Genomic DNA, 23,091 nt, shown 5'->3' on the forward strand with positions numbered 1-23,091 from the left:
GGGCCTGGTTCAGCGGCTGACTGCTCGACGCGTTCGGGCCGCGCTGAGTCGCCAGGTGCCGTGCGGCAGTGCCGGGCTCAGTAGCGGTAGTGGTCGGGCTTGTAGGGACCCTCGACCTCGACGCCGATGTAGGCGGCCTGCTCCGGGCGGAGCGTGGTGAGCTTGACGCCCAGCGCGTCCAGGTGGAGCCGGGCCACCTTCTCGTCCAGGTGCTTGGGCAGCACGTACACGTCCGTCGGGTACTGCTCCGGCTTGGTGAACAGCTCGATCTGCGCCAGCGTCTGGTCCGCGAAGGAGTTGGACATCACGAACGAGGGGTGCCCGGTGGCGTTGCCCAGGTTCAGCAGCCGGCCCTCGGAGAGCACGATGAGGACCTTGCCGTCGGGGAAGGTCCAGGTGTGCACCTGCGGCTTGACCTCGTCCTTGACGATGCCCTCGATCTGCGCCAGACCGGCCATGTCGATCTCGTTGTCGAAGTGGCCGATGTTGCCCACGATCGCCTGGTGCTTCATCTTGGCCATGTCCGAGGCCATGATGATGTCCTTGTTGCCGGTGGTGGTGATGAAGATGTCCGCCGTCTCCACCACCTCCTCCAGGGTGGTGACCTGGTAGCCGTCCATCGCCGCCTGCAGCGCGCAGATCGGGTCGACCTCCGTGACGATCACCCGGGCGCCCTGGCCGCGCAGCGACTCCGCACAGCCCTTGCCCACATCGCCGTAACCGCACACCACGGCGGTCTTGCCACCGATCAGGACGTCGGTGGCCCGGTTGATGCCATCGACGAGGGAGTGACGGCAGCCGTACTTGTTGTCGAACTTCGACTTGGTCACGGCGTCGTTCACGTTGATCGCCGGGAAGAGCAGGGTGCCGTCACGGTGCATCTCGTACAGCCGGTGCACACCGGTCGTGGTCTCCTCCGTCACACCACGGATCTCCGAGGCGAGGCGGGTCCACTTCTGCGGGGTCTCGGCGAGGGTGCGGTTGAGCAGCTGCAGGATCGAGCGGTGCTCGTCGCTCTCGGCGGTGTCGACCGAGGGTGCCTTGCCGGCCTTCTCGTACTCGACGCCCTTGTGGACCAGGAGGGTGGCGTCGCCACCGTCGTCCAGGATCATGTTCGGGCCGCCGGTGGGCGAGTTGGGCCAGGTCAGAGCCTGCTCGGTGCACCACCAGTACTCGTCCAGCGTCTCGCCCTTCCAGGCGAAGACCGGAACGCCCTGGGGATCGTCCGGGGTGCCGTTCGGGCCGACGGCGATGGCGGCCGCGGCGTGGTCCTGGGTGGAGAAGATGTTGCAGGAGGCCCAGCGGACCTCGGCGCCCAGCGCGACCAGGGTCTCGATCAGCACGGCGGTCTGCACGGTCATGTGCAGCGAACCGGTGATCCGCGCGCCGGCCAGCGGCTGCGCCTCGGCGTACTCCTTGCGGATCGCCATCAGACCGGGCATCTCGTGCTCGGCGAGGGTGATCTCCTTGCGGCCGAAGGCGGCCAGGGACAGGTCGGCGACCTTGAAGTCCTGACCGGTGGCTGCTGTCGTCATGTCGGGCTGCTCCCCGGTGGTCGGAGGGTGGTTGCGGTCGGCAGTCTGCGGCGCGGGCAGGCGGGGTGCGGTGAGCGGGTCCGTCCGAGCGCGCGTCGAAAGCGATGCGACGCGATACGGACATCCCCGGACCGGACATGGCTCGTCCGGCCCGATCACCTGGACATGGGCCGTCACCCGGGCGTGTTCCTCGCCGGACATGCGTGAACCGGGAGGTACCTGCCGTTGGACATACCTGTCCCCTGGCCGCAGCACGCAGTCCGTCGGAGGCCCTCTCTCCCTCGGCCGGTCCGCGGTGCGGGCCGACCGACCGCCATCAGCAGCGACGTCTGGCACTGGTCACGAATCTACACCGATCGGCCCAGTGAACCCCAGCCCCTCCGGACGGGTGCGGCGCGTCACACACCGTGGGCCCGTTGGGCCGTGGGGGTCGCCGGTGCGCGCCGGCCGAGCACTGGCTGAGCGTCGGCCGGGCACTGGCTGAGCGTCGGCCGGGCACCGGCTGAGCGCTGGAAAGTCCCGGGTGAGGGTGGCGGTGCCTGGGAGGGCGATCCACGCGGCCGGGGCCCCTGGAGGCCCATGCGCCGGTGCCCTGGGGGCGCCCCACCGGGTGGCGGCCCACGCGGGTGGGGCTGCCCGCTGCCCGGTGGAGCTGTCAGTTGGGGCCATCAGTGCTGTCGGGGGCGTGGTGACTGTTGCGGGTGGGGTGTGTGGGGATGGGTTGGAGGGGTGGGGTTCTTGTTGCAGGATGCGGAGTGCGCGGGAGCACTTGCACGATTTCCGCGCGGGACTTTGTGAGGAGAGTGGCGTGACCAGCAGTTCAGCAGAGCCCCCTGAGGGTGCGGGGCCCGGCGGGGCGGGGCCCGGGAGCGCGGCGCCCGGTGGTTCGAGACCCGCGGGGGCCGAGGCGTCCGAGGGTGCCGGGAAAGGTGGGTCGGGGCTGAAGCTGCTCGCGGTGACCGCCTGCCCGACGGGCATCGCCCACACGTACATGGCCGCCGAGAAGCTGGCGCAGGCCGCCGAGACGCTCGGACACGAGATGAAGGTGGAGACGCAAGGGTCGATCGGGGCCGAGAACGTCCTGACTGACAACGATGTCAGACGCGCGGACGGGATCATCATCGCGGCTGACAAGGACGTCGACCGCGCCCGGTTCGTCGGTAAGCGCGTCATCGTGGTCGGCGTGGCGGAGGGGATCCACCATCCCGAGCAGCTGATCGAGCGGGTGCGGAGCGCGCCCGTGTACGGCGCGGACGCGGGTACCGGCGCAGGTGCCGGGAGCGGCGGCGCGCCCGGTACCGATGCGGCGTCCAGCAGGACGGCAGGCGGCGGCAGGGAGCGCAGCGTCGCGTACAAGGCGTTGATGAACGGTGTCAGCTACATGATCCCGTTCGTGGTGGTGGGCGGTCTGCTCATCGCCGTCTCGCTGGCGCTGGGCGGCCACCCGCAGGCCGACGGCGGGCTGGTCATCCCCGACGGCTCGTTCTGGAAGCACGTCAACGACATCGGGACGATCGGCTTCACGCTGATGGTGCCGATCCTGTCCGGGTACATCGCGTACGCGATCGGGGACCGGCCCGCGCTGGTACCGGGCATGATCGGCGGCTGGATCGCCAATACGGGTGCGCTGTACGACTCCAAGTCGGGTGCGGGCTTCATCGGGGCGATCGTCACCGGATTCCTCGCCGGCTATCTGGTCCTGTGGATCAAGAAGGTCCGGGTACCGAAGTTCGTCCAGCCGATCATGCCGATCATCGTGATCCCGATCGTGGCGACGACGGCGCTGGGACTGTTCTTCATCTACGTCATCGGGCAGCCGATCTCCTGGGTGTTCGAGCATCTGACGAGCTGGCTGGGCGGTCTGACGGGGTCCAGCGCGGCGCTGCTCGGCGTGATCCTCGGACTGATGATCGCGTTCGACATGGGCGGGCCGGTCAACAAGACGGCATTCCTCTTCGGCGCGGGTCTGGTGTCCAAGAACCCCGAGATCATGGGTATGTGCGCGGCCGCGATTCCGGTGCCGCCGCTCGGGCAGGGGCTGGCGACGCTGCTGCGCCGCCGGCTGTACAACGAGCAGGAGCGGGAGACGGGCCTCGCGGCGCTGTTCATGGGGTGCTTCGGCATCACGGAGGGCGCGATCCCGTTCGCGGCCGGACGGCCCGCCCGGGTCATTCCGTCCAACATGCTCGGCGGCGCGGTGGCCGGTGCGATCGCGGGCCTGGCCGGGGTCACGGACAACGTGCCGCACGGCGGGCCGATCGTGGCCGTGCTGGGCGCGGTGGGCGGCGTCGCGATGTTCTTCGTGGCCGTCGTGGCCGGCACGGTCGTCACCGCGCTGTGCACGGTGACGTTGCTGTCGCCGGCGGAGCGGAGCGGTGCCGGGGGCACCGGGGAAGCCGATGAGGCCGGGGGTGCAGGTGCCGGGGCCGCCGGGGCGTCCGCTCCGGAGCATGCCCTGGCGGGCGCGGGTGCGGTGGACGCCGCAGGCGCGGGCACGGCGAGCGCAGCGGGCACGGCGAGTACTACGGGTACCGCCCGCCCGGCCGTGGAAGGCGCGGCTACGACGGCCGCGGCCCCGATCCCGGACGCGGCCACCACCGGTGACCGGAACGAGCCCGAGACCGGGCCCGAGCCCGGCGCCGGCACCGCCGTGCTCTCCGGCTACCTCTCCCCCGCCACCGTGAAGGTGCGGCTGGACGCCACGGAGAAGGAGGCGGCGATCCGGGAGATGGCGGAGCTGACGGCCGGGACCGAGAAGGTCGCGGACGTGGACGAGCTGGTGCGGGTGGCGCTCGCGCGGGAGGCGCAGGGCACCACGGGACTGGGCGAGGAGATCGCGATTCCGCACGCCAAGACGGACGCGGTGACCGCGCCGGTCGTCGGGTTCGCGCGGTCCCCGGAGGGCATCGACTGGGAATCGCTGGACGGCACGCTCGCGAAGCTGGTCTTCATGATCTCCGTGCCGGAGGCCGCGGCGGGCGACGAGCACCTGCGGATTCTCGCGCTGCTGTCGCGGAAACTGATGGACACGGACTTCCGGGCGCGGCTGCAGGCGGCGCCGGACGTCGACGGGATCATGGCCGTACTCGCCGAGATCCGGTGACCGGCAGCTGACCGGCAGCCGGCAGGCGTGCCGTACGGCGAAGGGCCCCGCTCCCACCGAGGTGGGTGCGGGGCCCTTCGTGCGCGAGGCGCGAGCCGTGCGCGAGGCGCGAGCGGACGTCAGGCGCCCGGCACCGGCGTGCCCGAGGCCGCGGCCTCCGCGCTGTAGATGTCCGGCTCCAGGTAGATGACGCGGGCGATCGGCACGGCGGCGCGGATGCGGTCCTCCGCAGCGTTGATCGCGTCGGCGACCTCCGTGGCCGTGTCGTCGTGCCGGACCGCGACCTTCGCGGCGACCAGCAGCTCCTCCGGGCCGAGGTGGAGGGTGCGCATGTGGATGACGCGGGTGACGGTGTCGCCGTCGACGATGGCCTCGCGGATCTTGACGACCTCCTCGGCGCCGGCGGACTCGCCCAGCAGCAGCGACTTGGTCTCGGCCGCCAGGACCAGGGCGATCAGTACGAGCAGCACGCCGATGCACATCGTGCCGATGCCGTCCCAGACCGCCTCGCCGGTGATGAGGGTGAGGCAGACGCCGAGCAGCGCGAGGATCAGGCCGACCAGGGCGCCGAGGTCCTCCAGGAGGACGACCGGCAGCTCGGGGGCCTTGGCGCGGCGGACGAACTGGGCCCAGGACTGCCGGCCGCGCAGCGAGTTGGACTCCTTGATGGCCGTGGTGAAGGAGAAGCCCTCGGCGACGATCGCGAAGACCAGGACGCCCACCGGCCAGTACCAGTGCTCCAGCTCGTGCGGGTGCTGGATCTTCTCCCAGCCCTCGTACAGCGCGAAGACGCCGCCGATGGTGAAGAGCACGATGGAGACGAGGAAGCCGTAGATGTAGCGCTCGCGGCCGTACCCGAAGGGGTGTTCCTCGGTGGCGGCGCGCTTGGCCTTCTTGCCACCGAGCAACAGCAGGCCCTGGTTGCCGGAGTCGGCGATCGAGTGCACGCCCTCGGCCAACATGGAGGACGAACCGCTGAAGGCGAACGCCACGAACTTCGCTACGGCGATGGCCAGATTGGCGCCCAGCGCCGCGACGATGGCCTTGGTGCCACCTGATGCACTCATGAGTGCCGAATGTCCCTTCCGTCGACCGGGCTTTACCGCCCCTTTAACCCATTGGGAAGGTCATTGTTGCACCCGTGCCGGAGGCCTGCATCAGGCCACCACTGTGGCGCGGAAGAGCGTGCCCTCGCCGGCCGCGGCGATTTCCTCCCCCGCCGGGACGAAGGCGGACTCACCGGGCGCGAGCGTCAGTTGCCGCCCCGGGTCCCCCGCGCCGTCGGCGCCGCGCAGGGTGACCGAGCCCGCCGTGCAGAGCAGGATCTGCGGCGTACGGATGGCCAGCGGCACCGGCGCGGCGCCGGGCGCGAGGACGTACCGCGAGAGCCGGAACTCGTCGATGGGCGTCTCGTAGACCTCCTCGCCCGACGGCCCGGCCTCCGGGCGCAGCACGCCCGCGTCGCCCGCCTCGAAGCGGACGATGCGCAGCAGTTCGGGGACGTCGACGTGCTTCGGGGTGAGGCCGCAGCGGAGCACGTTGTCGGAGTTGGCCATCAGTTCGACGCCGAGGCCGTTGAGGTACGCGTGCGGGATGCCGGCGCCGAGGAAGAGGGCCTCGCCGGGCTGGAGCGTCACGTAGTTGAGCAGCATCGCGGCGATCACGCCGGGGTCGCCCGGGTAGTGGTGGGCGATCGCGGCGTACGCGGCGTAGGACTCGGCGTGCGGTCCGCCGGCCTTGCCCAGGCGTTCGGCGGCCGCGGTGGCTTCGCCGACCGTCTCGGCCATGGCGTGCTTGTCGGCGGTGAGGACGGCGGTGAGGACCTCGCGGAGCGCGTCCTCGTCGGGGCCCGCGCGCAGGATGTCGACGTACGGCTTGAGGCTGTCGACACCCAGGCCGGCGAGCAGGTCGGCGGCCTCGGCCGGCTGCCGGAAGCCGCACAGGCCGTCGAAGGGCGTGAGCGCGCAGATCAGCTCGGGCTTGTGGTTGGCGTCCTTGTAGTTGCGGTGCGGTGCGTCGATCGGGACGCCGCGCCGCTCCTCGTCGGCGAAGCCCTCCTTGGCCTGCGCGAGGTCGGGGTGGACCTGGAGGGAGAGCGGCGAACCGGCCGCGAGCAGCTTCAGCAGGAAGGGCAGCCGGGGGCCGAAGGCGCGGACGGCGTCGGGGCCGAGCTCGTCCTCGGGGTCCTCGTCGATGATCTCGGCGAGGGACTGCGGACCGATGCCCCGGTCGACGCGGGACGGCGCGCCGGGGTGGGCGCCCATCCACATCTCCGCCTGCGGCTCACCGGTCGGCTCGACGCCGAGGAGGTAAGGGATCGCGGTGGTGGAACCCCAGGCGTAGGGGCGCACGGTGTTGGTGAGGCGGTCCATTGCGGGCGGGCTCCTGCAGTGGTCGGTAGGGGTCGGGGTGACGGCCGGGCGGGTGGTGGAGCGGAGCGGCGGCGGTCGGCAGGGCCACCCGCGCACCGCCCCGCCTCATGATCCCTCGGCTCCGGCGAGCGCCAGGTAAACGGCGGCGAAATCCGTGGTGGCCAGGAGTTGTGCGGCGTTCTCCAGGGGGCTGCCCTCGTGTTCCGCCTCCAGCTCGCTGACCGGGGTGTCCCGTTCCAGGGCGAGGTCGCGGGCGGCGGGTGCGGGCGACAGCGGTCCGGGCGGGCCCTCGCGGAGCAGCAGGGCACGGGCGTGCAGGGGCTCGGGCTGCTCGACCCGGTCGCGGAAGAAGTCGTCCGGGTCGGCGCCGGCCGCGAGCGCTCCGGCCAGCAGCATGCGGTGGGCGGTGAGCGCTTCGGGGAGTTCGGCGGCGAGCGCGGGACGGCCCGCGAGGCCGGTGAGTACGGCCGCGAAGTGCCGGCCGACGGCGCCCGCGACCGTGCCCTCGGTCCAGATCAGCGGGAGGCTGCCGGCGAGCTCGGCGGCGAGGGTCTTGGCCGGGTTGCCGTACGTGGCGGTGGCCGGGCCGCACTCGGCGGCGACCTGGTCGAGCTTGTCGGCGAGCCGGGCCAGTTCGTCGGCCGGTGCCGCGAGCAGCCCGATGCGGTCGGCGAGCGCGAGCAGCGGGGTGAGCAGCGACCAGAGGGTGCCGGGCGCCGCCGGCGGCGCGCCCTCGACGTCGAACTCGCCGTCGTACGGCGTGGTGGCGAGCGGTACGACCAGTCCGCGGGCCTGGGCGATGGCGTCGGCGAGCGGGCTGCCGGCCGGGGTGACGCCCACGACGGAGCAGCCCCGGCGGTAGGCGTTCTCGACCAGCTCGGCCAGGCCGGCGTCGGCGCCGTCGGGGCCCGCGACGAGCAGCAGGTCCAGCGAGCCCGTCCAGCCCGGCAGGGACCAGCGCAGCGCGCCCGGGACGGGGGCCACGCCGGTGGGCCGGATCAGCGACACGGGGCAGCTGCCGCCGCCGAGGGCGCCGAAGAGGTCGGCGACGCAGGGGGCGGCGGGGCTGGGGCCCGCGACGAGGACGGTGCGGGGGCGGCCGTCGGGTGCGAGGGCCGGTATGCCGGCCTCGGCGGCGTTCCGCGCGGCGGTGCGCACGCGGGCGCCGGACTCGGCCACGGCGCGCAGCAGGCCGTACCGGTCCGCCTCGGCCAGGGCTTCGGGGGCGTCGAGGAGTGACTCGTCGAGCATGATGATGCTGCCTTCCGGTCGCCGGGCGGGCTGGGCGGAGCGGCCGCTGCCCCGGGCTCTCAGGCCTGCTTGCGGGCCTCGTCCACGAGGAGGACGGGGATGCCGTCGCGCACGGGGTAGGCGAGGCCGCAGCCGGTGCCGGTGCACACGAGTTCGGCGGGGTCGTCCGCGGACTTGTCTGCCAGGGGGGCGTGGCACGCCGGGCAGGCGAGGATCTCGAGGAGGCTGGCTTCGACCGGCACGGTGGCGGCCCCTTCCGGGTGATGATGTGTTTCGCCTCGTCAGCGTACCGCCGGGTGGCGGTGAGGGGCGCCTTTCGGCCGGTGGCCGCGGTGCACGGGCCCACCACGACCACCGTACGGCGGGGCCGGCGCGGGTGCTCCCGCGCCCGTCGCCGGCCCGGCTCCGTACGCGCGCCGCGGGTCAGCCGCGGACGATGGCGAGGACCTCGTCGCGTACCCGCTCCACGGTGGCCTCGTCGCGCGCCTCGGCGTTCAGGCGCAGCAGGGGCTCGGTGTTGGAGGGGCGGAGGTTGAACCACCAGTCGGCGGCGGTGACGGTCAGGCCGTCCAGCTCGTCCAGCTCCACGCCCTCGCGGCCCTCGTAGGCCGCCTTGATCGCGGCGAGCCGGCCGGCCTGGTCGTCGACGGTGCTGTTGATCTCGCCGGAGGCCGCGTACCGGTCGTACTGCGCGACCAGGCCCGACAGCGGGCCGTCCTGGCCGCCCAGGGCCGCCAGGACGTGCAGGGCGGCGAGCATGCCGGTGTCGGCGTTCCAGAAGTCGCGGAAGTAGTAGTGCGCGGAGTGCTCACCGCCGAAGATCGCGCCGGTCCTGGCCATCTCGGCCTTGATGAAGGAGTGGCCGACACGGGTGCGCACGGGCGTGCCGCCGCTCTCCTTGACGACCTCGGGCACGGACCAGGAGGTGATGCAGTTGTGAATCACCGTGGAACCGGGCTCCTTGGCCAGTTCGCGGGAGGCGACCAGGGCGGTGATGGCCGAGGGCGAGACCGGGTCGCCGTTCTCGTCGACGACGAAGCAGCGGTCGGCGTCCCCGTCGAAGGCCAGGCCGATGTCGGCGCCGGTCTCCCGGACGCGGGCCTGGAGGTCGACGATGTTCTTCGGGTCCAGCGGGTTGGCCTCGTGGTTCGGGAAGGTGCCGTCCAGCTCGAAGTACATCGGGTCCAGCTCTACCGGCAGGCCTTCGAAGACCGTGGGGACGGTGTGGCCGCCCATGCCGTTGCCCGCGTCCACCACGACCTTCAGGGGACGGATGTGGACGAGGTCCACCAGGGAGCGCAGGCGGGCCGCGTAGTCGGCCAGGACGTCGCGCTGGGTGATCGAGCCGGTTTCCGCGACGGGCTCGGGCGCGCCGCCCTCCAGCCACTCCTCCACCAGGGCGCGGATGTCGGCGAGACCGGTGTCCTGGCCGATCGGCGCGGCACCTGCCCGGCACATCTTGATGCCGTTGTACTGGGCCGGGTTGTGCGAGGCGGTGAACATCGCACCCGGCAGGCCCAGTGCCCCGCTCGCGTAGTACATCTCGTCGGTCGAACACAGCCCGATCTCGGTGACGTCGGCCCCGCGCGCGGCGGCACCGCGGGCGAACGCCCGGGCCAGGCCCGGCGAGGAGGGCCGCATATCGTACCCGATGACGATCGCGTTCGCCTCGGTGACCTGGGCGAAGGCCGCACCGAACAGCTCGGCCAGTGCCTCGTCCCACTGGTCGGGGACCACACCGCGCACGTCGTACGCCTTCACGATCTGGGACAGATCAGCCACAGCCACCCTCCTGAGGTCTCTTCGGGAAACCCCAAGCTACCGGGAAGATCTGTGAGCTTGCCGTGAACCATCGGTGAACGATGGTCCTGTACGACTGCTTCCGGCCCGAATTCGACCGTCCGGGAACGCTTCGTTCGCCGGGCGGAGGCGGCTCCCGGCGGTGGCTCAGGGCAGCATCCAGCCCAGTACCGCCGTGCTCTGCGCCAGCACGATCAGGCACATGACGAGGAGCAGCGCGAGGCTCCAGGGCAGGACCTTGCGGAGCAGGTCGCCCTCGCGCCCCGCGAGGCCGACGGCGGCGCAGGCGATGGTGAGGTTCTGCGGGGAGATCATCTTGCCGAGGACGCCGCCGGAGCTGTTGGCCGCCGCGAGGAGCTCCGGGGAGAGCCCGGACTGCTGCGCTGCGGTGACCTGGAGGGCGCCGAAGAGGGCGTTGGCCGAGGTGTCGGAGCCGGTGACCGCGACGCCGAACCAGCCCAGAACCGGCGAGAGGAAGGCGAGACCGGCACCGGCCGCTGCCACGAAGTGGCCGATGGTGGCGGCCTGGCCGGAGAGGTTCATGACGTAGGCCAGGGCGAGCACGGACGTCACGGTCAGGAGGGCGAACCGCAGCTCGTGGACGGTGGCCAGCCATTCCTTCGCGGCGGCGCGGGCCCGGACGCCGAGGACGGCCGCGGTGACCAGGCCGGCGAGGAGGACGAGGGTACCGCCGGTGGCGACCAGCGGGAGCGTGAGGACGTTGCCGCCGACCGGCTCGCCGTCGGGGCCCGCGACGTTCAGCAGCGGCCAGTCGAAGGACTGTGTGGCGGCCGCCGCCCAGTCCTTGAAGGGCGGTATCTGCGCGAGCGAGAAGACCACGATGATCAGGCCGTACGGGGCGTACGCGCGGACGGTCTCGCGGCGGCTGTCCCGTACGTCCAGGTCCTCGCTGCGGGCGCCGGTGAGGACGGCGGCGCGTACGTCGGCGGAGGCGGGGCGGCGCGCGGCCGGCACCGCGACCAGCGCGGCGGCGCCGATCAGCGCGGCGCCGATGTCGGCGAGCTGCGCGGAGACGAAGTTGGCGGCGGCGAACTGGGCGGCGGCGAAGGCCACACCGCAGGCGAGGGCGGGCAGCCAGGTCTCGCGCAGGCCGCGCCGGCCGTCCACGAGGACGACGAGCAGGAGCGGGACGACGAGGGCGAGGAGCGGGGTCTGGCGGCCCACGACGGAGGCGACGGAGTCCAGCGGGAGCCCGGTGACCTGGGCGAGGGTGACGACGGGGGTGCCCATGGCGCCGAACGCGACGGGGGCGGTGTTGGCGACGAGCGCGACGACCGCCGCCTTGACGGGGTCGAAGCCCAGCGCGACCAGCATCACGGCGCTGATGGCGACCGGGGCGCCGAAGCCCGCGAGCGCCTCCAGCAGGGCGCCGAAGCAGAAGGCGATGACCAGGGCCTGGATGCGGGGGTCGTCGGAGAGCCGGGAGAAGGAGCGGCGCAGGACGTCGAAGTGGTGCGTACGGACCGTCATCCGGTAGACCCAGAGGGCGTTGACCACGATCCACATGATGGGGAAGAGCCCGAAGACGGCGCCCTGCACCGCGCTGGAGAGCCCCTGTGCCACGGGCATGCCGGAGCCGAACCAGGCGGTGAGCAGGGCGACGGCGAGGCCGATGAGGCCCGCGTGGTGGGCGCGCATGCGGACGGCGCCGAGCAGGACCAGGACGGTGATCAGGGGCAGCGCCGCGACGAGCGCGGACAGGGCGAGCGAATCGGCGATCGGCTGAAGCTGCTGGACGAACACTCCGGACATGCGGCTGCCTCCCCGGCGGCGTGGCGGCTCCCCCGCTGCTTCCGGCATGCGGAAGGCGATCTCGCAGGAGTGGAGGAATGGTCGTGTCCGCGCCAAGCCGGAGTCAATGGGCCGTCACGAAATGACGGGCGTTCAGAGGCGATCGGGCATCAGGCGCGGACGCGCCGGGAAACGGCCGGAAAGCGACGCCGGTTCGTATACAGACGCCGAGCCGCGGACAACAGACCCCGGGCCGCATGCATACAGGCACCGGACCGCATACCGGCGCCGCGCCGCGTACAGGCGCCGGTCCGCACACGAGAGACGCCGGTCCGCACAGAAGCGCGCGACGGCGCTTACGGGGCGCGAGTGCCGGCACCCCTCAGGGCCGCGCGGCACCGGCTCTCAGGAGTCCGGCGAGCGCAGCACACGGAGGTGACCACGCCGGGCCACCTCCATCGGGTCGGCCTCACGGGGGCCGGCCGCCTCGGGACCGCCGGCCGCACGTTCTTGCGGACGCGCCGCCTCGCGCACCGCGTTGGCGAGCGCTTCGAGGTCGTCACCGCTCGGCTGGACCGTGCCGGGATCGGCGGCCAGCCGGACGACCTCCCACCCGCGTGGCGCGGTCAGGCGCTCGGAGTGCTCGGCACACAGGTCGTAACAGTGGGGTTCCGCGTAGGTGGCGAGCGGGCCGAGCACAGCGGTCGAATCCGCATAGACGTACGTCAGCGTTGCGACGGCGGGACGGCCGCACGCAGTTCGCGAACAGCGACGTACAGGGCTCACGACGTTGGACGGTACCGCACTCTTGAGCGGGCCGCGACGACTCTCCACGACCTCACCCGGCCGTGTCGTCCCGGTTCGCCCGACCTGTCTGACCTGCGCACGCTCGGCCTGACCTGCGTCGAGATCCCGTTGCCGCCCGAGTGGAGGCGATGATTCCCCCTCCCACTCCAGTCAATTCGTGTCATTTCGCGGGCGTTACGCGAGCGTTCAGCGGTCACATCGCCCTGGAGGAACGAACGGAACAGAACCCGTACCGATCAGTGAGCGACATGGGGCGTACGGGGCAAGAGTTCGGCCGTATCCGGCCCGCGGCGGCTACGCTCGTGATTGATGGACAGCCCCGTACCTCCCCCGGCCGGTGCCGGGGAGAACCCCAGCCCCACGGAGCCGCGTCCGCGCCGCCGCGACCGTCACGGCCGCGGGATGCGCGGTCCGATCGCCCCGCCTCAGGTGCCGCTCTCGGTGAGCCGTGCCGACGCCTTCGTGGACCTCGTGCACGACTCCGTGGAGCGCCTGGAGCGGCGCTGGCCGCAGCTGTCGGAGGTGGAGTTCTCGGTGCGTGAGGTGCCGCGGCCGGAGCCCGCCGGCGGTGACGCGTTCGCGGCGGGCGAGGACACGGTGCCGCTGGGGAGTCTGCTGCCCTCCGAGGCCGGCCGCCGGGACCGGATCGTCATCTACCGCCGGCCCGTGGAGATCCGCACGAAGAACCGTGAGGAGCGCGCGCTCCTCGTGCACGAGGTCGTCGTCGAACAGGTCGCGGAACTGCTGGGCCTGGCCCCGGAGTCGGTCGACCCCCGGTACGGGCAGGACTGAGCTCCCGGGCACGAGCAGGACCGGGCCTGCCAGGACGCGCGACACGGGACGGGCCCCTCGGGAGGTGACTCCCGAGGGGCCCGTGCGGGGCCGTCGCCCGTCAGTCGTTCAGCACCCTCATGTTCCAGCCCGCCGTCGGCACCTCGACCAGTCCGCGGTCGTCCGGCAGCGTCTGGACGGTGAAGCCCTGTACGCCGCCGTGCGGCAGTGCGAGCGTGCGTGCCGCGTGGACCGGCCCGGTGCCCTTCTCCGGCTCCACCGTGAGCGCATAGGCGCCCTTGAGGCCGTCCGGGCGGGGCGGCTCGACGGCGAGCGTGCTGCCGCCCTTGACCGTGTAGGTCTTCGAGACCGTGCTGCCGCCCCCGCTGCCCGCCGACGCGGTGACCTTCACGCGCGCGTCCTTGCCCTTCTGCGGGGCGACGAGGGAGAGCGTGCTGCCCTTGGCGCGGTTGTCGGCCGCGGTGGCACGGGTGCCGACCGGCCCGGTCGCCGGGATGAACGCCATCTCCTTGCCCGAGCCCTTGCCGCGGACGACCTGAAGCGCTGCGGCGACCGGCGCCTCGGAGCCGTCGGCCGGCGTGAGGACCAGCGACCCCGCCTCGCCCTTGGTGAGGTCCTTGAGGTCGACCGCGGTGGTCGTCCCGCTCTTCAGGTGCAGCGTCTCCAGCCCGGCCGGCACGATCGAACCGCTGGGCGTGGCCAGCTGCACCTTCAGGTCGGCGTCGGCGGAACCGGGGGCGATGGCCACCAGCCGTACGGAGGCGGCGTCCTTCGGGATGCCCGGGAGCACCAGCCCCGAGGCGGCCGCGGAGGCCGGGTCGGCGGAGGGCGGCAGCCAGTCGCCGCCGAGCTTGTCGTCGCCCGCCTGCACTGCCGCGCCGACCCGGCCCTCCCGGGCGGTGACGTGCAGCGTGACGTCGGCGGCCCGGGTGTCGGAGAGCGTGGAGAGCAGCACCGGGAGGCTGGCGTGCGGCGGCACCTGGATGTCCTCGCCGGAGGTCCCCTTCAGGGCGCCGTCCTTGCCGTACAGCTTCAGGTCGACGACGGCCGCGGTGTCGTCGGGGTTGGTGAGGTGGACGTAGTCCTGACGGTCGGGCGACGTACTGGCGCCGGGGAACCAGAAGTCGGTGTCCGGGGCCGTGCACGAGGTGCCGAGGACGCCGCGGCCGGTGCCCGCGCTGACCTCGGTGGTCTGCTGGACGGTCCAGCCCGGTGCGAGGCTGCCGTCGGCGGTGCCGATCAGGGCCGGCGCCTCGGAGTCGTCGGTCGTCGCGGTGACCGGCGTGCCGGGTGCCTTCAGGGGCGCGACGGGCTTGCTCTCCTTCGGGCTCTTCGCGTCCTCGCCCTTCTTGCCCGTGCCGTCCGTCCGGCCGTCAGCGGCGGCCCGCAGGTCCGCACTGCCCTTGCCGGCCTTCGCGCCCTTGGGGGTGAAGGCGGTGTACGTCGTCTCGCCGACCTCGGAGGAGGTCGGGGCCGGGCACATCAGGGAGGAGCGCTGCACGGGCAGCGTGGCGGCCTTCGAGGCGGTGGTGCCCGCGTCGTCACCGGGGGCCGCGAGCGCGGCCACACCGGTGACGGCGGCGAGCGCGGCGACCGCGCCGATCAGGGACATGGTGGTGCGGTTCACTGCTGGTCGCTCCCGTCGCGGCGGGGCTCGCGGTACGAGCCGTCGTGCGTGGTGCCGTCAGCGGCCCCGTCGTGCGGCATGCCGTACGCCGTGCCGTCCCCGTAGGGCTGCTGCTGTCCGTATCCGTACGGGTCGTAGGCGCCGGCTCCGTAGGCCTGCTGCGCGTACGGGTCGCCCTGATAGGCGGGCGGGTACTGCTGCCCGTACTGCCCCGCCTGGTACGGGTCGGCCGCCTGGCCGCCCTGCCAGTCCTGGTACGGCGGCTGCTGCGGCATCTCGGGCACGGCCTGCTGGGGGATGCCGTGGGCGGCCGCGTAGGGGTCGGCGGCGTACGGGTCACCGTGCGCGGCCGTGGCGTACGGGTCCGCCTGGGCGGCGTACGGGTCGGCGTGCCGGGCGGCCGCCGCGTACGGGTCGGACACCGGCGCTTCGCCCTCCCGGACGCCGGGCACGGCCGCATCCTGGACGGGCTTCTGCGCTGCCGCCGCCTCCTGTGCGGCGCGCAGCCTCCGGGCGCGGCGGCCCTCGCCCTCCACGGACTGTGCGGGCACCGCCGCCAGGCCCTCCTCGGGCAGGTCGTCGTCGACGTCCCGGCGGCGGCCCGGCAGGGCCATGACCACCAGGACCACGGCCAGCAGTCCCTGCGCCGTCATCCAGAGGGTGTGCGTGAGCGGGCTCTCGTGGGTGAGGTCCAGGCGGCCCCCGGTGGCGGGCAGCTCGAAGCCCTGGGCCCAGCCGTCGACCGTGACCGGCTTCAGCGGCTTGCCGTCCAGGGTGGCCTGCCAGCCGGCGTCGGCGGCGTCGGCGAGGCGCAGCACCCGCCCGTCGGGACCGGCGGGCACCTTGGTGTGCGCGTCGACCGGGCCGGCGGCGACCGCGACCGGCTCGGCGGCCGTACCGGCCTGGGCGCCGTCCCCGGTACCGCTGACGATGGAGACGCGGGAGACCCGGCGGTCCACCCGCCACAGGGCGCTGCCGTCCTCCTGGCTCATCCGGGTCAGTCCCGGCGTGGCATCCAGGATCCGGCCCATCTCGCGCGGGGCACCGTCCTTGACCAGGACGTAGCGCACGGCGTAGCCGCCGAGCCGGTCGGTCTGGTCGGCGCCGGAGCCGGCGACGAGGTTGGCGACGACGTCGTTCAGCCGGCTGTCCTCGCCGGCCTCCGCCGCGATGTCGGCGTCGCCCAGGCGCGCGCCGGAGCCGCGGACCAGGGAGTACGCGACGGGCCCCGCGTCGCCGTCCAGGACGAGGGTGCGGGCGCGGTCGGCGGTGCCGGACTCCTCGGCGACGAACGCCGGGACCTGCTCGGGGTTGCGGCGCTCCACCGGCCCGGCGGCGCCGCTGATCATCCAGCTGACCGCGGCCCACAGCGGGGCGAGCGCGGCGGCCAGCGCGATCAGCACGGCCACCGGCTGCTTCCAGCCGAAGCCGAGGCTCATCATGCGGGTGCGGATGCCCTCGGCGCCGACCGCGGCGGCGCACAGCAGCGCCAGGCCGTAGACCAGTGCGGGCGGCCCGGCCCAGCCGGAGCCGTTGGCCAGGCCCGCGAAGAGCAGGCCGACCAGGCCGACGGCCCAGGCGGTGCGGACCGTGTGCTGCCGCTCGCCGCGCAGCAGCGCGCCGAGGGCGGCGAGCACCACGCCGAGCAGCAGGACGCTGCCGTACGCCTTGGGGCCGCCGGGGCTGAGCCCGACGAGGTCCAGCCAGGAGGCCTGGCCCGGCTTCGAGGCGAGCCCGGCCTCCAGGAAGAAGCGGGACGGCTCGGTCAGCAGCGACAGCGACCAGGGCGCGAGCACGACCATCGGGGAGACGACGACGGCGAGGAAGCGCAGCAGGTACGCCACGATCTTGTCGCGGTTGCCGTCGAGGAAGCGCAGGGCCAGCAGCCCGATGCCGAGAAGCACCGCGATCGGCCAGACGACCGGGGTGAAGGCCGTGGTGAAGGTCAGCAGCAGCGCGTACGCCCAGGCGGCGCGGAAGCTGGGCCGCACGCCGGGCGCGAGCCGCAGTCCGCTCGCGGCGATCGCGGCGCGGGCCATGAGCGGGAGCAGGATCGCGAGGACCGCGGTGCCGATGCGGCCGCCGGCCAGCGCGCCGGTGGCGGCGGGCAGGAAGGCGTACGCGACGCTGCCCCAGGCGCGCAGCAGGCGCGAGGTGACCAGCGGCCGGGAGGCGAAGTACGCGGTCAGGCCGGCCAGCGGGACGGAGGCGACGAGCAGCAGGGTGACGGCGAAGCCGGTGCTGCCGAGGCAGACGGTCGCCACGAGGGCGAGGACCGCGAGGTAGGGCGGCGCGGAGGCGGTGGAGCCGATGCCCACGTCGTGCCAGCTGTGGAAGTAGCGCGCCCACAGGTCGGAGACCTCACCGGGCGCGGGCAGCAGGGCGCCGCCGGTCAGCGCGCCGCCGCCGAGCAGGCCGCGGCAGGCGACGAGGGAGACGAGGAGCAGGACGGCGAAGAGGACGGGCGCGGGCCGCCGCGCCATCCGCTTCAGCCGCGCGAACTGCTCGACCTCCAGGAAGTCCGCTTCGTCGTCGCCGGGCCCGGACTCCACGGCGCCGTGCCGGCCGCCGGAGGAGGCGTCGGGGGCAGCGCGTCCGGCGAAGTTGCTGGCGACCTGTTCGACGGTGGCGCGTACGGTCGCGCCGGGCGGCGGGAAGAGCGCGCGCAGCTCGCTCGCCTCGACCGAGGGCTTACCGCGTCTGCGCCGGGCCGCCATGATCCGGCCGGGCCGCAGCAGGACGCCGAAGAGCCCGGCGAGTTCGTCGAGCGCCTGCCCGGGGACCTTGCCGACGAGGTAGGCGAGGACCCGCAGGAAGGTGCCGAGGAGGAGCCGGAGCAGGACGTACGGCAGGACCGCGCCGCGGGTGTTGACCAGCAGGGTGTAGACGGCGCCTGCCTTGTCGACGCGGTGCGGCCCGGCCACCGAGCGGCCCACGCAGTCGATGGGGCGCCGCTCGCGGGACGCCGCCTCGGCGTGCCGCAGGACCGCGTCCGGCGCGACGAGCACCTGATGGCCCGCCGCCTGGGCGCGCCAGCACAGGTCCACGTCGTCGCGCATCAGCGGCAGCCGGCGGTCGAAGCCGCCGAGCTGTTCGTAGACGTCGCGGCGGATGAGCATGCCGGCGGTGGAGACGGAGAGGACCGCGCGTACCTGGTCGTGCTGGCCCTGGTCCTGCTCGCGGCGGTCCAGGCCGGTCCAACGGCGGCCGGAGCGGGCGATGCTGACGCCGGCTTCGAGGAGCTGCCTGCGGTCGTACCAGCTGCGCAGCTTGGGGCCGATGATCGCGGTGGAGGGGCTGGCGTCGGCGACGCGCAGCAGTTCGGTGAGCGCGTCGGGCGCGGGCGCGCAGTCGTCGTGCAGCAGCCAGAGCCACTGCACGGGCTCGCCGTGCGGCAGCTCGGGCATGTCGTACGCCTCGTCGTGCCAGGTCCGGGTGACCGGGTCCCAGCCGCTGGGGCGCTTGAGGTACGGCAGGTCGTCGGGGGTGAGCACCGGCGCGGTGCGGACGGCCTCGTCGACGGCGGTGCCGAAGCCGGAGCGGCGGGCGAGGTGCAGCACCCGCTCGTCGCCGAGGGCTTCGGTCAGCAGCCGGGCGGAGTCGTCGGCGCTGCCGGTGTCGGCGCCGACGACGTTCTGCACCGGGCGCTCCTGGCCTTGCAGGCCGGAGAGCGCGTCGGGCAGCCAGCGCGCGCCGTCGTGCGAGACGATCACGGCGGTGACGACATGCCGCGGGAACTGTGGCGCGGCGGCTTCGTATGAGGCGGCCTGGGCCGCCGACTGGCTGTGCACGGACATCGAGGTACGGGCCCTCCGGACCCGGGGCTGCCGTCTCCCGCGGCGGGCGGGCCGCTGCGGGTGTGGCCCCCGGAAGACACTGCGATGGACTGCGATGGACGCGCGCTCACCATGCGGGTGTTGGTGCGTCTCGGACGGAGCCCCACACTAATGGTTCACGCGGGCGCGTCGGCCGGGTCCGTACGCGGTGTCCTCCCGGCTGCGGAAACAGCACTCCGCCCCCGGCTGTGCGCCGGGGGCGGAACGGATGCCCGTGATGTTCCTCGGTGGCGGGGCCGGCCCGTCGGCCGGTGCCCGTTCGCTGTGCTGACCGGTGCCGGGCGGCTGTCGCCCGGGCCGCCGTCGTCGGGCTTCAGACCGCGGCCTTCTTCAGACGGCGCCGCTCGCGCTCGGACAGTCCGCCCCAGATACCGAAGCGTTCGTCATTGGCAAGAGCGTATTCAAGACATTCGGAACGGACCTCACAGGCGAGGCAGACCTTCTTGGCCTCGCGGGTGGAGCCGCCCTTCTCCGGGAAGAAGGACTCGGGATCGGTCTGGGCGCACAGCGCGCGCTCCTGCCAGCCGAGCTCCTCGTCCGCCTCCTCGACCAGCAATTCTTCGAACAGCTCGGTCATGTGCGCCCCTCGTCTGTCATTGCGTCCCCGTGATGTTGCCGTTACCGATGACGGCTGAACGACACGAGTGAAATTACAAGTGCGTGGATCCGGGCCAGTCAAGCCGAGATCTGCTATTGGGCCCCTTATTCACTCTGCGGAACCAAGGGCGCGCGGTAAGTGTTCATATCGGCTAAAACCAGGACAAACATTCGCCTCACGCATCCCGCAGCCCCCTTCCGCCTCTGAAGGACTCAACGGACGGCACACACGTTGCACTCCATCACCAGAAGCGGGCTTGATCACATTCAGATCACGGAACCACAACGGCGTTTGATGTCGTGACTGGTGGGCCACCTCTCCTGACCATCGGGTGCACAAACCTTTCGCCGGGTACAGTAACCGGATGAGGTGAAACATTTACCCCAAACCAGACATCCGGTTGACACGCGCGGCAAGTACCCGCTCTCCTTGACTCCATGCCAGTGACGCCCGCGCTCCGCCTGACCCGTGCCTACGGGTCCCGCTGCGCTGCCCAGGCTCGCTGTCGCTGTTCGAGCTGTTGAAGCCACTGAGCTCCAGCCCTTCTCCGCCGCACCACCGCTGAACGCCGCCGGGCAACTGCGCCGCGCCGCTCCTCCCGAGCAGTTCCGCCGCTCCGCTCCACCGCTTTCTCCGAGCGCTTCTCCCAGCTCTTCTCCTCCGAGGAACCAGAAGTCCATGAACAGCGACAGTGACCTCCAGATCGCAGGCGACATCTTCGAGGTCATCCACCTCCTCCAGCCCCCGCGCGAGCACCCCGCCACCGTGGCCGAATTCGCCGGGCTGGCCCGTTCGATCGCCGCCGACCGCGGCCGGTGGGCGCATCTCGTCGAGTACGACGCCACCACCCGCTGGTACCACCGGCTGCAGAAGGGGCCCGGTTACGAGGTCTGGCTGCTGAGCTGGCTGCCCGGCCAGGGCAGCGGCCGCCACGACCACGGCCCGTCCTCCGGTGTGCTGACCGTCCTGGACGGCGAGTTGACCGAGAACAGCGCGAAGGGCAGCCACCGGCTGGCCCCCGGAGCGCAGCGCGTCTTCGCGCCCGGCTACGTCCACGAGGTCACCAACGACACGCTCACCCCCGCCGTCAGCCTGCACGTCTACTTCCCCGGCCTGACCGAGATGCCGATGCACAGCGCGCGGTGCGCGAGCCCAGCGCGCCGGCCGGCCATGCCCTGACCCCTGATGGACACGGTCCCGCGCTGCGAGAGACTGGCCCCATGCGCATTGTGGTTCTCGCCGGCGGCATCGGCGGCGCCCGCTTTCTGCGGGGACTGAAGGCAGCGGCTCCGGACGCGGACATCACGGTCATCGGCAACACCGGTGACGACATCCATCTGTTCGGGCTGAAGGTCTGCCCGGACCTGGACACCGTGATGTACACGCTCGGCGGCGGCATCAACGAGGAGCAGGGCTGGGGGCGTTCGGACGAGACCTTCCGCGTGAAGGAGGAGCTGGCGGCCTACGGCGTCGGCCCCGAGTGGTTCGGGCTGGGCGACCGGGACCTCGCCACCCACATCGTCCGTACGCAGATGATGAGCGCGGGCTATCCGCTCAGCGCGGTCACCGAGGCGCTGTGCGACCGCTGGCAGCCCGGCGTGCGGCTGCTGCCGATGACCGACGACCGGGTCGAGACCCACGTCGCCGTCACCGAGGACGGCGAGAAGAAGGCCGTGCACTTCCAGGAGTACTGGGTCCGGCTGCGCGCCTCCGTGCCCGCGGAGGCCGTCGTCCCGGTCGGCGCCGAGCAGGCCAAGCCCGCGCCCGGCGTGCTGGAGGCGATCGCCGGGGCCGACGTGATCCTCTTCCCGCCGTCCAACCCGGTGGTCAGCGTCGGCACGATCCTCGCCGTGCCCGGCGTCCGCGAGGCCATCGCCGAGGCCGGCGCGCCGGTCGTCGGCCTCTCCCCCATCGTCGGCGACGCGCCGGTGCGCGGCATGGCCGACAAGGTGCTGGCCGCGGTGGGCGTCGAGTCCACCGCCTCGGCCGTCGCCGCCCACTACGGCATGGGGCTGCTGGACGGCTGGCTGGTGGACACCGTCGACGCGGACAAGGTCGCCGCGGTGGAGGACGCCGGCATCCGCTGCCGCGCCGTACCGCTGATGATGACCGACGTCGAGGCGACCGCCGCGATGGCCCGTGAGGCGCTGGCGCTGGCCGAAGAGGTACGGGCGTGACCGCCGGAGCGCAGGACGGCCCCGCGGCCCCGCGCGCCCCGTACGGCGAGGACGCCGAGGTGCCCTCGTACCGCGTCTGGGCGCTGCCCGGCATCCCCGAGGTGCGCCCCGGCGACGACCTCGCCAAGCTGATCGCCACCGCGGCCACCGCGCCCGGCCTGCCGGGCCTGGCCGACGGCGACGTGCTGCTGGTCACCTCGAAGATCGTCAGCAAGGCCGAGGACCGGATCGTGGCGGCCGACGACCGCGAGGCCGCCATCGACCGGGAGACCGTACGGGTCGTGGCGCGCCGCGGCGCGCTGCGCATCGTCGAGAACCGCAACGGCCTGGTCATGGCCGCCGCCGGGGTCGACGCCTCGAACACCCCGCAGGGCACCGTCCTGCTGCTGCCCGAGGACCCCGACGCCTCGGCCCGGGCGATCCGCGACGGGCTGCGCACCACGCTCGGCGTGGACGTCGGCGTGGTCGTCACCGACACCTTCGGGCGGCCCTGGCGCAGCGGCCTGACCGACGTCGCCATCGGCGCGGCCGGCGTACGGGTCCTGGAGGACCTGCGCGGCGGCACCGACGGCCACGGCAACCCGCTCAGCGCCACGGTCGTCGCCACCGCCGACGAACTGGCGAGCGCGGGCGACCTGGTCAAGGGCAAGGCGGGCGGACTGCCGGTCGCGGTGGTGCGCGGCCTGCCGCACACCCTGACGGGCTCTCAGGAGACCGGGAACGGCGAGAGCGCCGAGGCGGACACCGGCGCCCGGGCACTGATCCGCTCCGCCGCCGACGACATGTTCCGGCTCGGCACCTCCGAGGCCGTACGGGAGGCGCTGTCGCTGCGCCGTACGGTCCGGGAGTTCACCGACGACCCGGTGGACGGCGGCGCCGTGCGGCGGGCCGTCGCGGCGGCCGTGACCGCGCCCGCGCCGCACCACACCACTCCGTGGCGCTTCGTCCTGCTGGAGTCCGAGGAGTCCAGGACCCGGCTGCTGGACGCCATGCGGGACGCCTGGCTCGCCGACCTGCGCGGTGACGGCAAGTCCGAGGAGTCCGTCGCCAAGCGGGTGCGCCGCGGTGACGTGCTGCGCAACGCGCCGTACCTGGCGGTGCCGTGCCTGGTCATGGACGGCTCGCACACGTACGAGGGCCCTGACCCGGCGGCCGACGCGCGGCGGAACGCCGCCGAGCGGGAGATGTTCGTGGTCGCGGCGGGCGCCGGGGTGCAGAACTTCCTCGTGGCGCTGGCCGGTGAGCGGCTGGGCTCTGCGTGGGTGTCCTCGACGATGTTCTGCCGGGATGTCGTACGGGAGGTACTGGACCTGCCGGCGTCCTGGGATCCGATGGGAGCCGTGGCCATCGGGCGGCCGGCGGGTGCGCCGAAGCCGCGGGCTCCGCGGGAGCCGGAGGAGTTCGTCGCGGTGCGCTGAGGCGCCTCCGGCGGGAACGGCTT

16 protein-coding genes are annotated in these 23,091 nt (G+C 73.0%); 5 read left to right on the forward strand and 11 right to left on the reverse strand.

Annotation, left to right across the window (positions count from 1 at the left end):
* Positions 1 to 77: 77 nt before the first annotated feature.
* Positions 78 to 1,535 carry an adenosylhomocysteinase gene (gene ahcY / locus AAC944_RS15110; RefSeq protein WP_368397197.1) on the reverse strand — a complete coding sequence of 486 codons (1,458 nt, stop codon included), beginning with the start codon at positions 1,533 to 1,535 and terminating at the stop codon, positions 78 to 80.
* Between the two features lie 955 nt (positions 1,536 to 2,490).
* Here ahcY and AAC944_RS15115 point away from each other — a divergent pair.
* A complete protein-coding gene (locus AAC944_RS15115) occupies positions 2,491 to 4,638 on the forward strand; it encodes a fructose-specific PTS transporter subunit EIIC (protein WP_030623893.1) in 2,148 nt (715 codons plus the stop codon).
* A gap of 119 nt (positions 4,639 to 4,757) precedes the next feature.
* On the opposite strand, the gene AAC944_RS15120 is transcribed toward AAC944_RS15115, so the two are convergent.
* The 7 genes from AAC944_RS15120 to AAC944_RS15150 all read right to left on the reverse strand — a co-directional run bounded on the left by AAC944_RS15120 (position 4,758) and on the right by AAC944_RS15150 (position 12,647).
* Positions 4,758 to 5,705: a cation diffusion facilitator family transporter gene (locus AAC944_RS15120; RefSeq protein WP_030623896.1), complete on the reverse strand. Its 948-nt coding sequence runs from the start codon at positions 5,703 to 5,705 to the stop codon at positions 4,758 to 4,760.
* Between the two features lie 90 nt (positions 5,706 to 5,795).
* Complete coding sequence (gene manA, locus AAC944_RS15125) at positions 5,796 to 7,010, reverse strand: mannose-6-phosphate isomerase, class I (protein ID WP_030623899.1); 1,215 nt, start codon at positions 7,008 to 7,010, stop codon at positions 5,796 to 5,798.
* Between the two features lie 105 nt (positions 7,011 to 7,115).
* Entirely contained in the window at positions 7,116 to 8,261 is a 1,146-nt protein-coding gene (locus AAC944_RS15130; protein ID WP_030623902.1) for an SIS domain-containing protein, read from the reverse strand.
* 59 nt (positions 8,262 to 8,320) lie between these two features.
* On the reverse strand, positions 8,321 to 8,503 hold the full coding sequence (locus AAC944_RS15135; protein ID WP_030623905.1) for a Trm112 family protein: 183 nt from the start codon (positions 8,501 to 8,503) through the stop codon (positions 8,321 to 8,323).
* Positions 8,504 to 8,684: 181 nt separating this feature from the next.
* A complete protein-coding gene (locus tag AAC944_RS15140; protein WP_030623908.1) occupies positions 8,685 to 10,043 on the reverse strand; it encodes a phosphomannomutase/phosphoglucomutase in 1,359 nt (452 codons plus the stop codon).
* Positions 10,044 to 10,208: 165 nt separating this feature from the next.
* Entirely contained in the window at positions 10,209 to 11,825 is a 1,617-nt protein-coding gene (locus tag AAC944_RS15145) for an L-lactate permease (RefSeq protein ID WP_030623911.1), read from the reverse strand.
* A gap of 393 nt (positions 11,826 to 12,218) precedes the next feature.
* On the reverse strand, positions 12,219 to 12,647 hold the full coding sequence (locus AAC944_RS15150; protein WP_078888960.1) for a DUF3499 domain-containing protein: 429 nt from the start codon (positions 12,645 to 12,647) through the stop codon (positions 12,219 to 12,221).
* 282 nt (positions 12,648 to 12,929) lie between these two features.
* On the opposite strand from AAC944_RS15150, the gene AAC944_RS15155 reads away from it, so the two are divergent.
* On the forward strand, positions 12,930 to 13,412 hold the full coding sequence (locus tag AAC944_RS15155; protein ID WP_078888961.1) for a metallopeptidase family protein: 483 nt from the start codon (positions 12,930 to 12,932) through the stop codon (positions 13,410 to 13,412).
* Positions 13,413 to 13,512: 100 nt separating this feature from the next.
* Here the strand turns inward: AAC944_RS15155 and AAC944_RS15160 are convergent, their stop codons facing one another.
* From AAC944_RS15160 to AAC944_RS15170, 3 genes are all read right to left on the reverse strand, one after another.
* The gene (locus tag AAC944_RS15160) at positions 13,513 to 15,039 is read right to left on the reverse strand and encodes a DUF5719 family protein (RefSeq protein ID WP_030623918.1); all 1,527 of its coding nucleotides are present in this window, start codon (positions 15,037 to 15,039) and stop codon (positions 13,513 to 13,515) included.
* A complete protein-coding gene (locus AAC944_RS15165) occupies positions 15,036 to 18,836 on the reverse strand; it encodes a glycosyltransferase (protein WP_030623921.1) in 3,801 nt (1,266 codons plus the stop codon). Before AAC944_RS15165 ends, AAC944_RS15160 begins: the two co-directional genes overlap by 4 nt.
* 352 nt (positions 18,837 to 19,188) lie before the next feature.
* A complete protein-coding gene (locus AAC944_RS15170) occupies positions 19,189 to 19,452 on the reverse strand; it encodes a WhiB family transcriptional regulator (RefSeq protein ID WP_030266018.1) in 264 nt (87 codons plus the stop codon).
* A gap of 699 nt (positions 19,453 to 20,151) precedes the next feature.
* Between AAC944_RS15170 and AAC944_RS15175 the strand changes: the two genes are divergently transcribed.
* From AAC944_RS15175 to AAC944_RS15185, 3 genes are read left to right on the forward strand one after another with little or no spacing between them, the layout of a single operon-like run.
* Entirely contained in the window at positions 20,152 to 20,652 is a 501-nt protein-coding gene (locus AAC944_RS15175; protein WP_030623924.1) for a cysteine dioxygenase, read from the forward strand.
* Between the two features lie 41 nt (positions 20,653 to 20,693).
* Positions 20,694 to 21,650 (forward strand): 2-phospho-L-lactate transferase, encoded by a 957-nt coding sequence (gene cofD / locus AAC944_RS15180; RefSeq protein ID WP_030623927.1) that lies wholly within the window; start codon positions 20,694 to 20,696, stop codon positions 21,648 to 21,650.
* On the forward strand, positions 21,647 to 23,068 hold the full coding sequence (locus AAC944_RS15185; RefSeq protein WP_078888962.1) for a coenzyme F420-0:L-glutamate ligase: 1,422 nt from the start codon (positions 21,647 to 21,649) through the stop codon (positions 23,066 to 23,068). Before cofD ends, AAC944_RS15185 begins: the two co-directional genes overlap by 4 nt.
* The last annotated feature ends 23 nt before the right edge of the window (positions 23,069 to 23,091 follow it).

The sequence above is a fragment of the Streptomyces sclerotialus genome (genome assembly GCF_040907265.1).
Taxonomy (GTDB): Bacteria; Actinomycetota; Actinomycetes; order Streptomycetales; family Streptomycetaceae; genus Streptomyces; species Streptomyces sclerotialus.

What these genes read in the sequence shown, in the direction of transcription:
- ahcY (WP_368397197.1), bottom strand. Translation starts at nt 1,535, where the DNA reads ATGACGACAGCAGCCACCGGTCAGGACTTCAAGGTCGCCGACCTGTCC.
- AAC944_RS15120 (WP_030623896.1), bottom strand. Translation starts at nt 5,705, where the DNA reads ATGAGTGCATCAGGTGGCACCAAGGCCATCGTCGCGGCGCTGGGCGCC.
- manA (WP_030623899.1), bottom strand. Translation starts at nt 7,010, where the DNA reads ATGGACCGCCTCACCAACACCGTGCGCCCCTACGCCTGGGGTTCCACC.
- AAC944_RS15130 (WP_030623902.1), bottom strand. Translation starts at nt 8,261, where the DNA reads ATGCTCGACGAGTCACTCCTCGACGCCCCCGAAGCCCTGGCCGAGGCG.
- AAC944_RS15155 (WP_078888961.1), top strand. Translation starts at nt 12,930, where the DNA reads ATGGACAGCCCCGTACCTCCCCCGGCCGGTGCCGGGGAGAACCCCAGC.
- AAC944_RS15165 (WP_030623921.1), bottom strand. Translation starts at nt 18,836, where the DNA reads ATGTCCGTGCACAGCCAGTCGGCGGCCCAGGCCGCCTCATACGAAGCC.
- AAC944_RS15170 (WP_030266018.1), bottom strand. Translation starts at nt 19,452, where the DNA reads ATGACCGAGCTGTTCGAAGAATTGCTGGTCGAGGAGGCGGACGAGGAG.
- AAC944_RS15175 (WP_030623924.1), top strand. Translation starts at nt 20,152, where the DNA reads ATGAACAGCGACAGTGACCTCCAGATCGCAGGCGACATCTTCGAGGTC.
- cofD (WP_030623927.1), top strand. Translation starts at nt 20,694, where the DNA reads ATGCGCATTGTGGTTCTCGCCGGCGGCATCGGCGGCGCCCGCTTTCTG.